Raw genomic sequence first — 14,702 nt, 5'->3', positions numbered from 1 at the left:
CCCTTAAAACTGGCTATAGTACCTTCACCAGCAGAGCAGTACGGTACAGTACGCTTTCTTATTTTTCCCCGGATCAATCTGTTATGAATCAAACGAGCAAACCAGTGTGGTTAACACTGGCCCCTGTCATCTTTACTCTGCTCTGGGCCGGAGGTTACGGCGTGGCCAAGGTTGGCCTTCAATATGCAGAGCCGATGACACTGCTCTCCCTGCGCTTTTCAGCTGTGGTGATATTGCTTGTCCCCTTTTACCTGTACTTTAAACCTGCACTGCCCAAGCGGAAGGCCGACTGGTTGCATCTGGTTGTGGTCGGGGTTCTGGTTCAGGCCGTATATTTCGGATTTTGCTGGTGGGCTTTCAGAACCGGTGTCTCAGCCGGAGTACTGGCAATATTCATGTCATTACAGCCCATACTCGTCGCTATTCTGGCACCGGCACTGGCCAGGGAAAAAGTCAGCTGGAAGCGCTGGCTGGGACTGTTGCTCGGACTCGTCGGCGTTTTGATTGTTATCATCGCCCGTTCAGATATCGAACCACCGACAATCATCGGGGTTGGTTTCAGCGTTATGGGCCTGCTGGGCATCACCAGCGGTGTGCTCTATGAAAAACGTTTTGGTGGTACAGCCCATCCTATTGTAGCCAACCTTGTGCAATATGCAGCTGGTTTCTCTGTCGTTTTCCCCATTGCCTTTTTCTTTGAAACCATGCAGGTCCAGTGGAACGGGGAATTTCTAGCAGCCCTTGCTTATCTGGCTATTGGCAATTCCATTCTCGCCATCAGCCTGCTCCTGGCCATGATCCGTGCCGGGGAAGTCTCGCGGGTATCATCGCTGATGTTTCTGGTTCCTCCCCTCGCAGCCCTGTTCGGTTGGCTGCTGCTGGGTGAGGAAATGCCCCCTGTTGCCTGGATCGGCATGGCTGTCGCAGCCGTGGGCGTCGCAATTGCGGCAAGGAAACGCGTCAGCTCCTGAACGCCAACCTCATTCAGAAAGCAGAAAGGGTGGCCGAAGCCACCCTTTCTTTATTGATCTTTGGACAGATCAGACTGTCTTCGAACCAGATTAGTTCTTGATCGCGGCCTGTGCGGCTGCCAGACGGGCAATCGGCACGCGGAACGGCGAACAGGAAACATAATCCAGGCCCGTGCGCTGACAGAAGTGGATCGAGGCGGGGTCGCCGCCGTGTTCGCCACAGATACCCAGTTTGAGGTCACTGCGGGTCTTGCGTCCACGTTCAACCGCGATTTCAACCAGTTCCCCGACACCTTCCTGATCAAGCGAGATAAAGGGGTCTTGCTCGATAATGCCACGCTGTTCGTAAGCACCAAGGAAGTTCCCGGCGTCATCGCGTGACAGACCAAAGGTTGTCTGGGTCAGATCGTTGGTGCCAAAGCTGAAGAATTCGGCTTCTTCCGCAATGTCACCCGCGCGCAGAGCGGCACGAGGCAGCTCGATCATGGTGCCGACCAGATAGGTCATCTCGACCCCTTCGGCTGCCATGACTTCCTTGGCAACCCGGTCAACCAGCGCCTTGAGAATTTCCAGTTCCTTCTTCATGCCCACCAGCGGGATCATGACTTCAGGACGCACTGTCTGGCCTTCTTCCTTGGCAACACGGGCGGTTGCTTCGAAAATTGCGCGGGCCTGCATCTCATAGATCTCCGGATAGGAAATTCCGAGACGACAACCACGGTGTCCCAACATCGGGTTGGATTCAGACATCTTGGCCGCGCGGGCATGAAGCTTCTCAATCGGCACACCCGCCGCATCGGCCACTTCCTGCATCTCGGCTTCGCCGTGCGGCAGGAATTCGTGCAAAGGCGGATCAAGCAAACGAATGGTCACTGGCAGACCCGCCATGATCTTGAAGATCTCGACAAAGTCGTCACGCTGCATCGGCAGGATCTTGGCCAAAGCCTTGCGGCGGTCTTCTTCGCTGTCAGACAGGATCATCTCGCGCACAGCGACAATGCGGTCGGCATCAAAGAACATGTGCTCTGTCCGGCACAGGCCAATACCTTCAGCACCAAAGCTGCGGGCGGTCCGGCAGTCGTTTGGTGTTTCGGCGTTGGTGCGGACTTTCATGGTACGGATGGCATCCGCCCATTCCATCAGCTTGCCAAAGTTCCCCGACATTTCCGGCTGGATCGTCGGGATCTCACCGATCATCACCTCACCGGTGCTGCCGTCAATGGTCAGGATATCCCCGGCCTTCAACACCTGGCCACGCACGATAATGGTGCCGTTTTTATAATCGATGCGCAGTTCACCCGCACCCGAAACGCAAGGACGTCCCATCCCACGGGCAACCACCGCCGCATGAGAGGTCATGCCACCACGTGACGTCAGAATACCCTTGGCAGCGTGCATGCCATGGATATCTTCCGGCGAGGTCTCGATCCGGCAAAGGATCACGCTTTTGCCCGCATGGGCCATTTTCTCGGCTTCATCAGCAGAAAAGACGATCTGTCCCGAAGCTGCACCCGGTGATGCCGGCAGGCCACGACCGATGACATTGCGTTCGGCTTTTGGATCAAGCGTCGGATGCAGCAGCTGGTCCAGCGCCGCAGGCTCTACCCGCATGACGGCTTCGCTTTCGCTGATCAGGCCTTCGGCGACCATATCAACCGCAATCTGCAAGGCAGCCGCTGTTGTGCGCTTGCCTGCACGGGTCTGCAGCATAAAGAGCTTGCCCGACTGGACCGTAAATTCAATGTCCTGCATATCGCGATAGTGCTGTTCCAGAATATGGCGCACATCGTCGAGCTGTTTGAACACTTCGGGCATGACCTCTTCCATGGCTGGCAGGTCAGAACTCTGTTCTTCCTTGCCCTGGATGGTCAGGTTCTGCGGGGTACGGATACCGGCAACCACATCTTCGCCCTGGGCGTTGATCAGGTATTCACCATAGAACAGGTTTTCCCCGGTCGAAGGGTTACGGGTAAAGGCAACACCTGTGGCACAGTCATCGCCCATATTGCCAAAGACCATGGCCTGAACGTTAACCGCCGTGCCCCAGGCCGCGGGAATATTGTTCAGCTTGCGATAGGTCGTCGCCCGGGCGTTCATCCAGGAACCGAACACAGCAGATACTGCGCCCCAGAGCTGCTCCCGCGGGTCCTGCGGAAATGGCTGTCCGTATTCTTCCTGAACAATTTTCTTGTACTGCTCGATCACGCCTTTCCAGTCATCGGCGGAAAGTTCGGTATCAAGAATCAGACCATTGTCTTCCTTGTGCAGCTCCAGGATTTCTTCAAAGAAATGATGATCGACTTCCAGCACCACATCACTGTACATCTGGATAAAGCGGCGATAGCTGTCAAAGGCAAAGCGCTCATCGCCAGAGACCTTGGCCAGTCCGGCAACCGTTTCGTCATTGAGACCAAGATTGAGCACCGTATCCATCATCCCCGGCATGGAAGCCCGGGCACCGGAACGGACAGAAACCAGCAGCGGATTTGCGGTATCGCCAAAGCGCATGCCGACGATTTCTTCAATCTGCGCGACCGCTTCATCAACCTGACCGGCAAGATCGGCAGGATAGTTCCGGTCATTGTCATAATAGGCCGTACAGACTTCGGTGGAGATTGTAAATCCGGGGGGGACAGGCAACCCCAGAGATGACATCTCGGCAAGGTTCGCCCCCTTGCCGCCGAGGAGTTCCTTCATGTCGGCTTTGCCGTCAGCCTTGCCACTACCGAAACTGTAGACCCATTTGGTCATTTTCTCATCTATCCTTCTATTCGTGAGAAATCTGCAACCTGCCCCAGAATCACGCCAACCCGGGAAAGCAGGCCGAGACGGTTTTTACGCAAGGCGGGATCATCATCATTGACCGTCACCTTGTCGAAAAACGCGTCCATAGGAGGACGAAGCCCGGCCAGGGCCGACATCGCCACTTTGAAACCTTCACTTGCGAGGGCCGTTTTCGCCTCTCCTGACGCTTTTTCCAAAGCCTCATGCAACGCCTTTTCTTCTGGCTGCTGCAGCAATGCGGCATCGACGGATCCGTCGTAAGCCGTTTTGTCTTTTTTCTCTTCGATACGCACGATGTTCATCGCCCGGCGATACGCGGCCAGCAAATTGACACCGTCATCTGTATCCAGCAGTTCCGCCAGCGCAGAAACCCGCGCCAGCAACCGTACCAGATCATCTTCGTTGCCCAGCTCGAACACAGCCGTCACCAGATCGTGGCGCACCCCCTGGTCTTTCAATGCCACCTTGAGACGGTCGGCAAAGAAGGCCATCAGGCCATCAACCGTAAGAGCTTCAGCCTCGGTCAGCTGTCCGCTATAAGCGGCATAGCTGTCTTTCAACGCCTGTGTCAGGGAAACACGCAGATTGTTTTCTGTAATCAGACGGATCACACCCAAAGCCGCACGACGCAGGGCAAAGGGGTCTTTCGATCCGGTTGGCAGTTCATTGATACCGAAAAACCCGACGAGTGTGTCCAGCTTGTCCGCCAGCGCGACAGCAACAGACGTCGGGGCAGAGGGGCAACGATCAGAGGGACCAAGCGGAGAATAGTGATCGGCAATGGCTTCGGCCACGTCAGAATTCTCGCCGTCATGCAGCGCGTAATAGCGCCCCATAACACCCTGAAGTTCGGGGAACTCCCCGACCATCCCGGTATTAAGATCGGCCTTGGCCAGCTCGGCAGCGCGCTGGGCCAGTGTCGTGTCACAACCGATCTGGTTTGCCAGACTGCCTGCCAGAACCCGGACACGACCAATCTTGTCAGCAACAGTGCCCAGTTTGGCCTGGAACACGATGGATTTCAAAGCATCTACACGGCTGTCGAGGCGGTGTTTTTTATCCTGTTCCCAGAAAAATTCAGCATCGGACAGACGTGAAGCCAGCACCCGCTCGTTTCCGGCAATGATGGTTTCGCCCCCATCAACCGCTTCGGTGTTGGCGGCAAAGACAAAGCGGTTGGCAAGCTTGCCATCTTTGTCCAGAACCGAGAAATACTTCTGGTGTTCTTTCATCGAGGTCGAAAGAACCTCGTGTGGCACCGACATAAAGCGATCAAGGATCTTGCCCATCAGCACAACAGGCCATTCAACCAGTCCGGCGACCTCGTTCAACAGTCCCTGATCATCCTTGAGCACCAGTCCTTCGGCAACGCAAAGTTTCCCCGCCTGTTCCGCGATCAGCTTGCGGCGTTCGTCAGCATCGACCAGCACCTTGGCCAGCCGCAGCTTGTGCAGGTAGTCATCGAGGTTTTCAACCTCGAACCAGTCCGGTGCCAGAAAACGATGACCGCGGGTTTTATTGCCAAACGTCAGCTCCTGGGCACCAAAATCGAATGATCCGCTCAGGGTTTCACCATTAAAGATCGCCAAAATCGAATGCAGGGGGCGCACCCAGCGGAAGCTGTTGCGGGACCATTTCATCGACTTGGGCCAGGGGAAAGCCTTCAGTGTTTCAACAACAACATCGGAAAGAACCTCGGCAGTTGCCCGGCCCTTGATCTGGTTCATCAGGAAATAGAAATCCCCCTTGGGGGTTTCACGGACCTCGGCCTGATCAATCGATGACAGATTGTTGGCCCGCATAAAACCTACCAGCGCCTTTTCCGGGGCACCGACTTTGGGGCCTTTTTTCTCTTCGCTGACATCGGGCTGCCGCGCAGGCAAGCCGTCCACCACCAGCGCCAGACGACGCGGTGTGACAAATGCCCGGGCATCGGTGAAGACCAGACCTGCCTCTTTCAGGCGATCCGTAATCAGTTTTTTGAGATCATCAGCGGCCTTTGCCTGCATACGGGCCGGGATTTCCTCGGAATGAAGTTCGAGCAGAAATTCAGACATGACCTAAACCCCTTCCATCTGGGTTTTATACCAGGCTTCACAACAGGCTTTTGCCAACTCGCGCACGCGACCTATATAGGCCTGTCGCTCGGTTACCGAGATAACACCCCGGGCATCAAGCAGGTTGAAAAGGTGGCTGGCTTTCATGCACTGGTCATAAGCGGGCAAGGGCAAAAGATTTCCTTTGGCCTGACCGTTTTTCTCGGCATTGGCCTCACCAAATTTCAGGATACGGGCACATTCAGCCTCGGCATCCTTGAAGTGCTGGAACAGCTCTTCTGTCGAAGCAACCTCGAAGTTATAGGTCGAGAACTCTACTTCAGCCTGATGGAACACATCACCATAGGTCTTGCCGCCTTCTTCAGCCGGAACACCATCCCAGTCAAGATCGTAGACATTCTCCACGCCCTGTACATACATGAACAGACGTTCCAGACCATAGGTCAGCTCCAGCGGCACAGGATCACAGTCAATTCCGCCGACCTGCTGGAAATAGGTGAACTGGCTGACTTCCATACCGTCACACCAGACTTCCCAGCCCAGCCCCCAGGCACCCAGTGTCGGGCTTTCCCAGTCATCCTCGACAAAGCGCAGATCGTGCTTGGTCGGGTCGATGCCGATGGCATCCAGAGAACCGAGATAGAGTTCCTGCGAATTGGCAGGCGACGGCTTCATGATGACCTGGAACTGATAATAGTGTTGCAGGCGGTTCGGATTTTCCCCATAGCGACCATCAGCAGGACGGCGGCTTGGCTGCACATAGGCCGCGCGCCATGTCTGGGGGCCAAGAGAACGAAGGGTTGTCGCCGGATGAAATGTTCCGGCGCCGACTTCCATGTCATAGGGCTGAAGAATTACACAACCCTGCCGGGCCCAGTAGTCCTGGAGTTTGAGAACGAGTCTTTGAAAGCACTTTTCAGGGTCAACAATGACCTTGGGCTTTGTTACACCAGGCTGGGACATATTGTTTTCTGTCATTTTGCTGCAGTGCGAAAATTTGATTGAACTTATAGTGACCCGCAGAAGGAATCAACAGGCACCATGGCGGAATCCGAAGATTTTTTGTCGTTTCTAACCCGCTCCTCCACAGGAGCATTTGCTCTTTGCGGGAATATAGGCCTGACAGGCCGGACACTGAACCATATCCAGTGAACCGCTAATGTCCTGATTCTTTTGGCTGGCTTGTCTGTTTTTACCATTCCCGCCGCTACCGGAGGTTGGACTTTGACCCCGCCGTCCAATGGTTTTGAACACCAGATAGACACCGGCAATAACAATCCCCAGCACCAATAATTTTCCCAGTGACGGTATTCCGAACATTATCCCTCACTTTTCCCGGCGACACCGACTGATGTCTGGCAGGGTATCCATATTAATTTCGTGTAATCCAGCACTCTTGCGTACTAGAGACCAAATCGATTCCAGTGCGCCCGCTCTTCGACGCTGGACAGCAGGCCGCTGGCAATATCACCAGAGTTCAACCCCGATAATCCGCTAACCGCAGCATCAAGTCCCAGCTTGCCTTTTAACCAACTGCGTTTGCCTTCCACCTTGATCAGCTTGACCTTGTCGCCATACTCGAACCGCATGATCTGATGCAGGGAACCAAGCCCGTCAATCAGGCCGTGTTCTTTTGCGGTTTTACCGGTCCAGAACAGGCCGGAGAAAAGCTCTTTTTCCTCGCCCTTGAGCTTGGTCATCCGGCGCTCGCGCACCCACTCCATAAAGTTTTCGTGGATTTCGGTCAGGATTTTTTCCAGACGTTTCACATCAGCCGGTTTTTCCGCCTCAAAAGGATCGAGAGTTGATTTAAGATCCCCAGCTGTGCGTACCCGGCGCTCGATACCGTGTTTCTTGATCAGCTCGGGAAAACCAAATCCGGCAGAAATCACCCCGATCGACCCGATGACCGATGACTCCATCGCATAGATTTCATCAGCAGCACAGGCCAGCCAGTATCCGCCAGAAGCCGCGACATCTTCACAGAAGGCATAGACTTTCACCTCGTGCTTGTCCGCCAGATCGCGAATGCGACGCCCGATCAGATCAGACTGGACCGGAGAACCGCCGGGGGAGTTTATCGTCAGGGCAACAGCTTTGATACCGTCAATTTTGAAAGCAGATTCCAGCTGATCCTCGACTGTTGCCAATGACAAGCCCGGACGCAAGGGGCTTCCCCCGCCGATCACGCCATTAAGTGCAACGACAGCAACCTTGGCAGGAGGATTGCGGAAATGCTTGATCGGAAGTTTTCTGAGCAGCTTTTTGAACTTCATGACACGCCTTGGCTTGATTGTTTCACCGTTGTTTTACCCGCAGAGCATGGATCCCACAACCGGGAACCAGTACCTCAAGGGCAAGTTTCCTTAAAATGGGCAGGTTTCCCTAAAATGGAAGTGCAAGGCCTTTTCTTAAAGCCCCGTCAATAACATCACTGTAAGAGCCATCATCTTTATGCAGAACCTGGCCCGCACAGATCGACAGGGGCCCCGAGACCGAGCGTCGCGCCCGAACCACCACCCGCTTTGCCGCCTGCCCCGCATAGGGCCAGAGAGGAAAAACCTGCACGGCCCCTGCTTTTTTCTCGCGGAAAACCGAGAGAATCTCATCCAGTCGGTCAGCCCGGTGAACAATCGTTACAGCGCCCTTGTGCTTCACCAGCTTCAAAGCCGCCAGAATCCAGTCTCGCAGCAGGGCCTCACCTTCGTGGTTCGCCAGAAGCTTGATCGGGTCCGGCGAGGCGTTGGAACGGCCTTTTGGCATAAAAGGGGGATTACAGATGACCTGGTCAAACGAGCCCAGCGGCAGATCGGCAGGCAGCTGCAGCAAATCGCCCTGTACCAGTGACCAGCGATCCTCAAATTGGTTAAGCTCCCGGTTCTTAAGCGCAATATCATACAGTACCGACTGCAGCTCGAGCCCGGTCACCCTGACATCGGGAAGTCGCCCCATCAGACAGAGCCCCGCCGTACCGACACCACAGCCAAGGTCAAGAATTTCGTCCCCTGCCTTTGCCGCAACAGTTGCCGCCAGCAGCACCGCATCAATGCCCGCACGATAGCCTTTGACCGGTTGCAGCACACGAACCGCGCCGCCGATAAATTCGTCCTCTGACAAGGCAGTCATAACCGGGACCTCGCCTCTTCAGCACTGAGCTCTCCCGCATCGGTCAACACCCGCGTCGCCCGGATTGCGTCATCCTCGCTCACGACAAGCCGGCGTTGCACCGCACCTATTGACCCATCCATGATCGAGGCATGCTGATCCAGCACCAGACAGTCGATCCCCGCATCAGACATAAGGGCCTGTAACCAGGAAAGTTTGACAATATCATTGGTTCGATAGATTTCAATCACACGCTTGAGCCCGGAGAACTGTTGAAGAACTGGTACAGTCCCGAAAACCTAACGGCTTGCCAGAAAAATCACAAGCGACGAACGCCTTCTTCTGTCAGTCGTTTTTCACCTTGGGGAAAAACCCGAAAGAGCTTTCTCCTGCGTAACAGGAAAAGAATGGCTAGGCAGCCTTCAAGTACCACCACAGATGCCGTACCACCCAGCAGTCCCCACTGTAGGGCAAAGGGAATGCAAAGGATCAACAAGAACAACCCGCAGGTATGGAAAAACAATACCTTGTTCTGCGCGCCATTAAGACGTTCGATACTGCTGGACGCAAGGCTGACAAACCGAAAGGCTACTGCCAGCGACAACATTTTCAAAACCATGACCAGCTCAGGCTGCTCGCCACCAAAAAACAACGAGGCAAGAAGCCCCGACGACAGGAACAACACACCTCCGACAACAAGACCCGCCGCCAGTGCCGCCAGGATATAGAGTAAAGTTATTCGTGTTTGCTGAGTTGCACCTGAACGCATGATTTCCCGGACGAAGACCTGATCCAGAACCAGTGCCGTAATCGCGACAGCGCTGAAGACCGCGAAGCCGGCATAAAAAACGCCTACTTCGGCCTCGCCAGCACTAAAGAGTAAACCCGTGCCGACCACCAGCGGATATCCGGCCATGATCCAGTCGATCATTCCAAACGGCAGTGTTCTTTTCAAAAGCACCAAGACCTCGGGATTACTCTGGCGTGCACCACCGGTCAGACGAAAAGCAAAAAAACCATGGAGTAGAAAAATGCCACCTGCGGTTCCGGCAAAAGCCCAGGCCACTGCTTCGGAAGAATTAAACGCCCGGGCAGCAGACAACAGGATCACCAGCATCGCTACACCTTGCAAAACCAGTAAGGCGGACTGTAAGGCAAAACGGTCAAAGGCCCGAAAGAAACCCTGAAAAATCATATTCCCGGCCAGAGCCGCGCCTCCGACAGCCATGGGCAACACAGTTCCAGCCAGACCATCCGGCAAGACCCCCGTCAGAAAAATACCGGCAAGAACCAGCCACTCCACAAGTGCGAGTCCCGTGATCAGCCTCAGACATGCTTTCAGCAGTGCCCCTGCTGTCTCGTTTTTCCCGGCCAGTTCCTTGACAATATAGGTTGGCAAACCAACAGAAACGCCGAACATCAACAACAAGGCAAGTGATTGCCCATAAGAAAAACGACCATAGTCCTCAACCACCAGCCAATGGGTCAATACGATAGTTGTTGTCGCGGACAGGACTCGCAAGAGGACCATTGATCCAGTCAGGAAAACCAGATTGCGCAGTAAATGGAACTTGTTGGACAATACGGTCACAGGGAAGTCCCCGCCTTGCCCGGCTGGCTATTTCCAGAGCTATCGACCAAAGTATCAGGTGAGCTGTTTGCTGTTGTGTTGTCCACCTGCATTGCCCCGGAACGATAGGTAAAAAGTCGGGACAGTATCGGTGGGGCAGCCTTGATGGCGGAAAGGGTAGCAACCTGATCGAACCCCAGGCGCCCCTTGATATCGTACTGGCTAAAGCCACAGCGAATACTGCTCAACCCGGCTTCAATCGCATATTTGATGCCTTCAGCCATAATCAATCGGTACAGATTGAGGGATTGTGCCAAAGCGTAATCCATCCCCAGAGATTTCTGGATCAGGCTCTCTCCATCGCGGAAGTTGATTGTACAGGCCACCAACTGTCCCTTTAGCCACGCACCGATAACCACAATATCATCCCGCAGGAGATACTGTTCAGCAGCCATGAGAAAACTCTCATCATATAGTGTCTCGCTGCGGTTCCGTGCGGCTACATTGCGCAGCAAAGTTATAATCTGATCCTGGAAGGCTGAAGGCCTTTCAATCACCTTGAGCGCGGCTCCGGCTTCAATCGCCTTGCGATAACATCGCGCCAGATAATTTCGATGTCGCCCCTGCAGAGCCTGCCCGAGGTAATCCTGAAAATTGGGCCAGACAATATCCAGTTGAGTATCTGTGATACCCGGCGCAATCATATAACCTTTCTTCTGTAAATGCCCGAGCAGTCGGGCATCGCGCCTTTGGTCAAGCATGACCAGCCGGGCTGCCGGAGCCAACCACTTCAAACGAAGCTGATCAATTCCCTGAAGCAACAACGGAATAACCTGATCTGGATCTGCCGCAGGATGAACCTGAGGCGGCTTGTGAAAGTTCACAGGGTTAATCGGCCACATAAGGGAACGCGCCGTTCGCCGTTGCCATGCCTGTTTAAAAGGAAGCGGATAGGGATAACGATAAGCGCCACAATGCCCGACAAGCTGGTTGCCTTCATAAACCGCAACAATTGCTGTCCGGCTCCTTGGCAGGCTTGGCGCCTGGGCTGCCGCCCAGAAAGATTGCCAGCGGTAGCTGGACATCAGACTATTCCCGGCAACAGTATCCCAGTCGGCGGCTGAAACCGCCGCCGGGTCTTCAAGCACCACTATGCGGTGAATGCTCATGAAGCAGCCGAAACCTCTCCTGAAGATTTGGAACCAGCCACACCGGAATCAGAATTGCCCCCTTGTAGCTCCTGAACTCCGAAATATCGTCCCAAAGGGTGAAGCCAGCGGAAGTGATAGAAGGCAATCACCAGTGCCAGAACAACGTGTACGCCAATAAAAGCAAAAGCCTCATATTTGCTGGGGAAATGACCAAGCCGGACTTTCATGTGTGATGCCCAGCCCCAGACTTCCGGTATAGGGTTGTACTTGGAACCGACTTCGTGCGGGTTGATCGTCAGAAACGCAAGGTCTTCAATCCCCGAAAGCATCAGCACCAGCATCCCAAATGCAATGCGGAGTACCATCCCCGTTGACCCGCCGCCCATACGATGGATCAGGGCGAAAGCCAGAATCAGACAGGGCACAATCAAAAGCGTCATATAATAAAGGTTCTCCGCTTCCCTGAAGGCCACATCGAAAAACATTTTCGGCACGTAGAAAAAGAAAAACACCGCAAAGCAAAGATATGACAGGGGTACGGTTAACCGGAACCGACGAAATAAGTCCGGATCAAACAGGGCTATTGCCAACGCAGCAAGTGAGAAAGGCGTTAACTTGAACAGGAAAATCCCCAGACTTTTCACTTCCCGCTCAGATGGCAGGAACAGAATTGCATAGCCCCCCAGAATCAGAGCACAAAGGCCAAAGAAAATTGACCACTTGGTAGAGCGCGACATTTATTACTCCTGATTTCCGGATAAATTTGGGGAAAGGTTATCGTCACCAATGACGAAAGTAACAGTGGTTTCAAGACGAGATAACGCCTCGTTGACCAAAGACATATCTTCATGTGCCAACAAGACCACTCCCAGACGATCGATCGTTCGCTTGAACTGCTGGACTTGGTCCCCCGACTTCACAAAAAGAGTATCCTGTTTGTAAGCAGGGTGCTCGCGCAATGTTTCCAGACCAGATACTCCATCCAGCCATCCCGACTTCTTTGCTGTCAGGATTTGCTGAATTCCATATGCCTTGGGCCGGAGAAACTGTTCAGGCGGCGCAATATCGATGCCCAAAGCCAAGCGCAACACCCAGTCCTGAGTATCAACTCCATAAGTCTCTCTTACCAGTGCCGGGAACCCGTTTCCGGACAAACGAGCCCCCATCTCAATGAAACAAATACGTCCATCCGGAGCCAGAATAAGATCAAAATTCAAGGGACCATTTGTAATATCCAACGCATCGGCTATGCGATCAATCGCTGGAACCAGATCAGCTTCAAGCACCCCGGGTAAAGGAAAGCCAACACTGTGTCGAGTCACCAGAAAATCAGGCGGCCCGGTATGTCCACGTTGACTTACGGCTGTCAACACACAGCGCCCATCAAGTCGAAAGGCTTCTACCCCGAACTGGTCACCTGTCACATAGTCTTCGATAATGACCAGTCCTGTGGGAGACGTCGATGACGCCTTGTCAAAAGTCGCCTGAAACTGATCCAGATCCTGGAGAAAGCTCAAACCCTTGCTGCCTGAGGAGTCAGCAGGTTTGACGATCAGTGGCAAGGCGCGCGCTTGTGCAAAAGCCTTCAACACCTCCGGATCTTTTGACTCGCAATGTGTCGGAGCAAAAATACCCATTTCCTGTGCCTGGGACGAAAAGAAACCTTTGTCACAAGATGCAGCTACCGCAGAAAAACTGGGGGGATTGGGAAGGCCGTAATGTCGGCACAAGTCATAAATTGTCTGATGAAAGGAATCATTTCCCGGCGATGCAACACCGTCCAGTGCCTGTCCATCGAGCTGGATAATGATATCTTCAGCTGATCTGCTTTTCAGCAACAGAAACCTGTCCGCAAGCGGTCGTGCCATGGAGTTCGGATTGGCATCGGCACCGATAACATAAGCCCCAGCAGCTTTCGCCGCCTGATAAAGCGGCAACTGATCCGGGCTCGCCCCCAGGATCAGGATCGTTTTCCCTGCCGCATGTCCCGCCTTTACTTGTTCAGATGAAAAAGCAGAAGCAAGCAGATCCCCTTGCCCCCCGTCCTGACCATTTATGGGCCGCTCAAGAATGTCAGTTTCCATCATCGCTTGCCCTCGCCCGAGGCAACCAGGGTCGGGGTAGAAACAGGTGCCGGCATGCCATATTGCAGCAAGTCGCGGGTGTTAAAATCAGTCTGACAGGCCGGGATATTGCTTTCCCGGACATAGACCTGTTTGTAGGGCAAATTGCTACTGAAGGGGCGTTTAATATATTCCCCCATAATCGCCAGCCCGAACAGGTTCCCCACAGCGATAGCCGCTCCGGCGTAGGCCACAGCTTCACTGCCGATAAAACCGCCAACCATGGCCGTAAAAACAGCAATCCCGGCCAGAAGCCACAGGGCCGTCAGCGGCATGGTCGAGAAGCCAAGGAACAGATCAAAACTGTGCTGGAACATTTTGTAGAGCGTCCATTTGGACTCTCCGGCCCTGCGGGCGTGATGATCGGTTTCAACAGAAATATAGTTATGGGTGACTTTAGGCACGGTCACGATAAAATACTGGGCGCGTGCCGGATAGTTGATCACATCCCGGGCAACGGCTGTTCGCATAACCCGAAAGACCGACGCCCCAACGGGAACTTCGATGCCAAACAGAGTTCCAGCGATAAACTGCTGGATCTTTGTGCCCCAGACCCGGTACAGCGGATCGTCACGATCCCGGCGAATACCAAAGACAACATCATAGCCTTCCTGCGCTTTTTCAATCAGTTTGTAGGACTCTTCAGGCGGTGACTGCAGATCGCAGTCATACTGAATACACCAGTCATGCACCGCATAGCGATAGCCTATCCGAAACGCCGCACAGTTGCCAAAATTGCGGGAGAAAGCGATATATTTGACACGGTTGTCCCTGGCAGCAAAAGACTTGATGATCTCCAGCGAGCGATCTGTGCTGCCGTCATCGGTAAAGATGATCTCGTAATCCTCATAGGGCGACAAAGCCTGAGTGAATGCCTCATAAGCAGCGTCGAGGTTTTCTTCCTCGTTGTAACAAGGAACAATTGCAGAAATCTTCATGGT

13 protein-coding genes are annotated in these 14,702 nt (G+C 54.0%); 1 reads left to right on the top strand and 12 read right to left on the bottom strand.

Annotation, left to right across the window (positions count from 1 at the left end; genetic code table 11):
- Positions 1-83 precede the first annotated feature (83 nt).
- Positions 84-971, top strand: coding sequence for a DMT family transporter (locus O4H49_RS01995; RefSeq protein WP_269421732.1), 888 nt, complete (start codon positions 84-86; stop codon positions 969-971).
- 90 nt (positions 972-1,061) lie between these two features.
- Here the strand turns inward: O4H49_RS01995 and ppdK are convergent, their stop codons facing one another.
- The 12 genes from ppdK to O4H49_RS01935 form a co-directional block, all read right to left on the bottom strand.
- Entirely contained in the window at positions 1,062-3,722 is a 2,661-nt protein-coding gene (gene ppdK / locus O4H49_RS01990; protein ID WP_269421731.1) for a pyruvate, phosphate dikinase, read from the bottom strand.
- Between the two features lie 8 nt (positions 3,723-3,730).
- The gene (gene glyS, locus O4H49_RS01985) at positions 3,731-5,812 is read right to left on the bottom strand and encodes a glycine--tRNA ligase subunit beta (RefSeq protein ID WP_269421730.1); all 2,082 of its coding nucleotides are present in this window, start codon (positions 5,810-5,812) and stop codon (positions 3,731-3,733) included.
- Between the two features lie 3 nt (positions 5,813-5,815).
- Positions 5,816-6,775 carry a glycine--tRNA ligase subunit alpha gene (locus O4H49_RS01980; RefSeq protein ID WP_269421729.1) on the bottom strand — a complete coding sequence of 320 codons (960 nt, stop codon included), beginning with the start codon at positions 6,773-6,775 and terminating at the stop codon, positions 5,816-5,818.
- Positions 6,776-6,883: 108 nt separating this feature from the next.
- A complete protein-coding gene (locus O4H49_RS01975) occupies positions 6,884-7,132 on the bottom strand; it encodes a hypothetical protein (RefSeq protein WP_269421728.1) in 249 nt (82 codons plus the stop codon).
- A gap of 83 nt (positions 7,133-7,215) precedes the next feature.
- Positions 7,216-8,088, bottom strand: a complete 873-nt coding sequence (locus O4H49_RS01970; protein ID WP_269421727.1) for a S49 family peptidase — start codon at positions 8,086-8,088, stop codon at positions 7,216-7,218.
- Between the two features lie 109 nt (positions 8,089-8,197).
- Positions 8,198-8,938, bottom strand: coding sequence for a tRNA1(Val) (adenine(37)-N6)-methyltransferase (locus tag O4H49_RS01965; protein ID WP_269421726.1), 741 nt, complete (start codon positions 8,936-8,938; stop codon positions 8,198-8,200).
- Positions 8,935-9,168: a DUF2007 domain-containing protein gene (locus O4H49_RS01960; RefSeq protein WP_269421725.1), complete on the bottom strand. Its 234-nt coding sequence runs from the start codon at positions 9,166-9,168 to the stop codon at positions 8,935-8,937. The genes O4H49_RS01965 and O4H49_RS01960 overlap by 4 nt, the downstream gene beginning before the upstream one ends.
- Before the next feature lie 68 nt (positions 9,169-9,236).
- The gene (locus O4H49_RS01955) at positions 9,237-10,508 is read right to left on the bottom strand and encodes a hypothetical protein (protein WP_269421724.1); all 1,272 of its coding nucleotides are present in this window, start codon (positions 10,506-10,508) and stop codon (positions 9,237-9,239) included.
- A complete protein-coding gene (locus tag O4H49_RS01950; protein WP_269421723.1) occupies positions 10,505-11,656 on the bottom strand; it encodes a GNAT family N-acetyltransferase in 1,152 nt (383 codons plus the stop codon). Before O4H49_RS01950 ends, O4H49_RS01955 begins: the two co-directional genes overlap by 4 nt.
- Positions 11,653-12,375 carry a hypothetical protein gene (locus O4H49_RS01945; RefSeq protein WP_269421722.1) on the bottom strand — a complete coding sequence of 241 codons (723 nt, stop codon included), beginning with the start codon at positions 12,373-12,375 and terminating at the stop codon, positions 11,653-11,655. The genes O4H49_RS01950 and O4H49_RS01945 overlap by 4 nt, the downstream gene beginning before the upstream one ends.
- A 3-nt stretch (positions 12,376-12,378) precedes the next feature.
- Entirely contained in the window at positions 12,379-13,725 is a 1,347-nt protein-coding gene (locus O4H49_RS01940) for an ATP-grasp domain-containing protein (RefSeq protein ID WP_269421721.1), read from the bottom strand.
- The gene (locus tag O4H49_RS01935; RefSeq protein WP_269421720.1) at positions 13,722-14,699 is read right to left on the bottom strand and encodes a glycosyltransferase family 2 protein; all 978 of its coding nucleotides are present in this window, start codon (positions 14,697-14,699) and stop codon (positions 13,722-13,724) included. The genes O4H49_RS01940 and O4H49_RS01935 overlap by 4 nt, the downstream gene beginning before the upstream one ends.
- Positions 14,700-14,702 lie beyond the last annotated feature (3 nt).

Origin of the sequence: Kiloniella laminariae (assembly GCF_027214005.1) — a bacterium.
Taxonomy (GTDB): Bacteria; Pseudomonadota; Alphaproteobacteria; order Kiloniellales; family Kiloniellaceae; genus Kiloniella; species Kiloniella laminariae_A.
Note: the sequence above shows the minus strand (reverse complement) of the source record. Positions and strands in the feature narration are given on the sequence as shown.

Bases quoted from the DNA above. Each gene is read 5' to 3' on its own strand.
- O4H49_RS01995 (WP_269421732.1), top strand. From the start codon at position 84: ATGAATCAAACGAGCAAACCAGTGTGGTTAACACTGGCCCCTGTCATC.
- ppdK (WP_269421731.1), bottom strand. From the start codon at position 3,722: ATGACCAAATGGGTCTACAGTTTCGGTAGTGGCAAGGCTGACGGCAAA.
- glyS (WP_269421730.1), bottom strand. From the start codon at position 5,812: ATGTCTGAATTTCTGCTCGAACTTCATTCCGAGGAAATCCCGGCCCGT.
- O4H49_RS01980 (WP_269421729.1), bottom strand. From the start codon at position 6,775: ATGTCCCAGCCTGGTGTAACAAAGCCCAAGGTCATTGTTGACCCTGAA.
- O4H49_RS01975 (WP_269421728.1), bottom strand. From the start codon at position 7,132: ATGTTCGGAATACCGTCACTGGGAAAATTATTGGTGCTGGGGATTGTT.
- O4H49_RS01970 (WP_269421727.1), bottom strand. From the start codon at position 8,088: ATGAAGTTCAAAAAGCTGCTCAGAAAACTTCCGATCAAGCATTTCCGC.
- O4H49_RS01965 (WP_269421726.1), bottom strand. From the start codon at position 8,938: ATGACTGCCTTGTCAGAGGACGAATTTATCGGCGGCGCGGTTCGTGTG.
- O4H49_RS01950 (WP_269421723.1), bottom strand. From the start codon at position 11,656: ATGAGCATTCACCGCATAGTGGTGCTTGAAGACCCGGCGGCGGTTTCA.
- O4H49_RS01945 (WP_269421722.1), bottom strand. From the start codon at position 12,375: ATGTCGCGCTCTACCAAGTGGTCAATTTTCTTTGGCCTTTGTGCTCTG.
- O4H49_RS01940 (WP_269421721.1), bottom strand. From the start codon at position 13,725: ATGATGGAAACTGACATTCTTGAGCGGCCCATAAATGGTCAGGACGGG.
- O4H49_RS01935 (WP_269421720.1), bottom strand. From the start codon at position 14,699: ATGAAGATTTCTGCAATTGTTCCTTGTTACAACGAGGAAGAAAACCTC.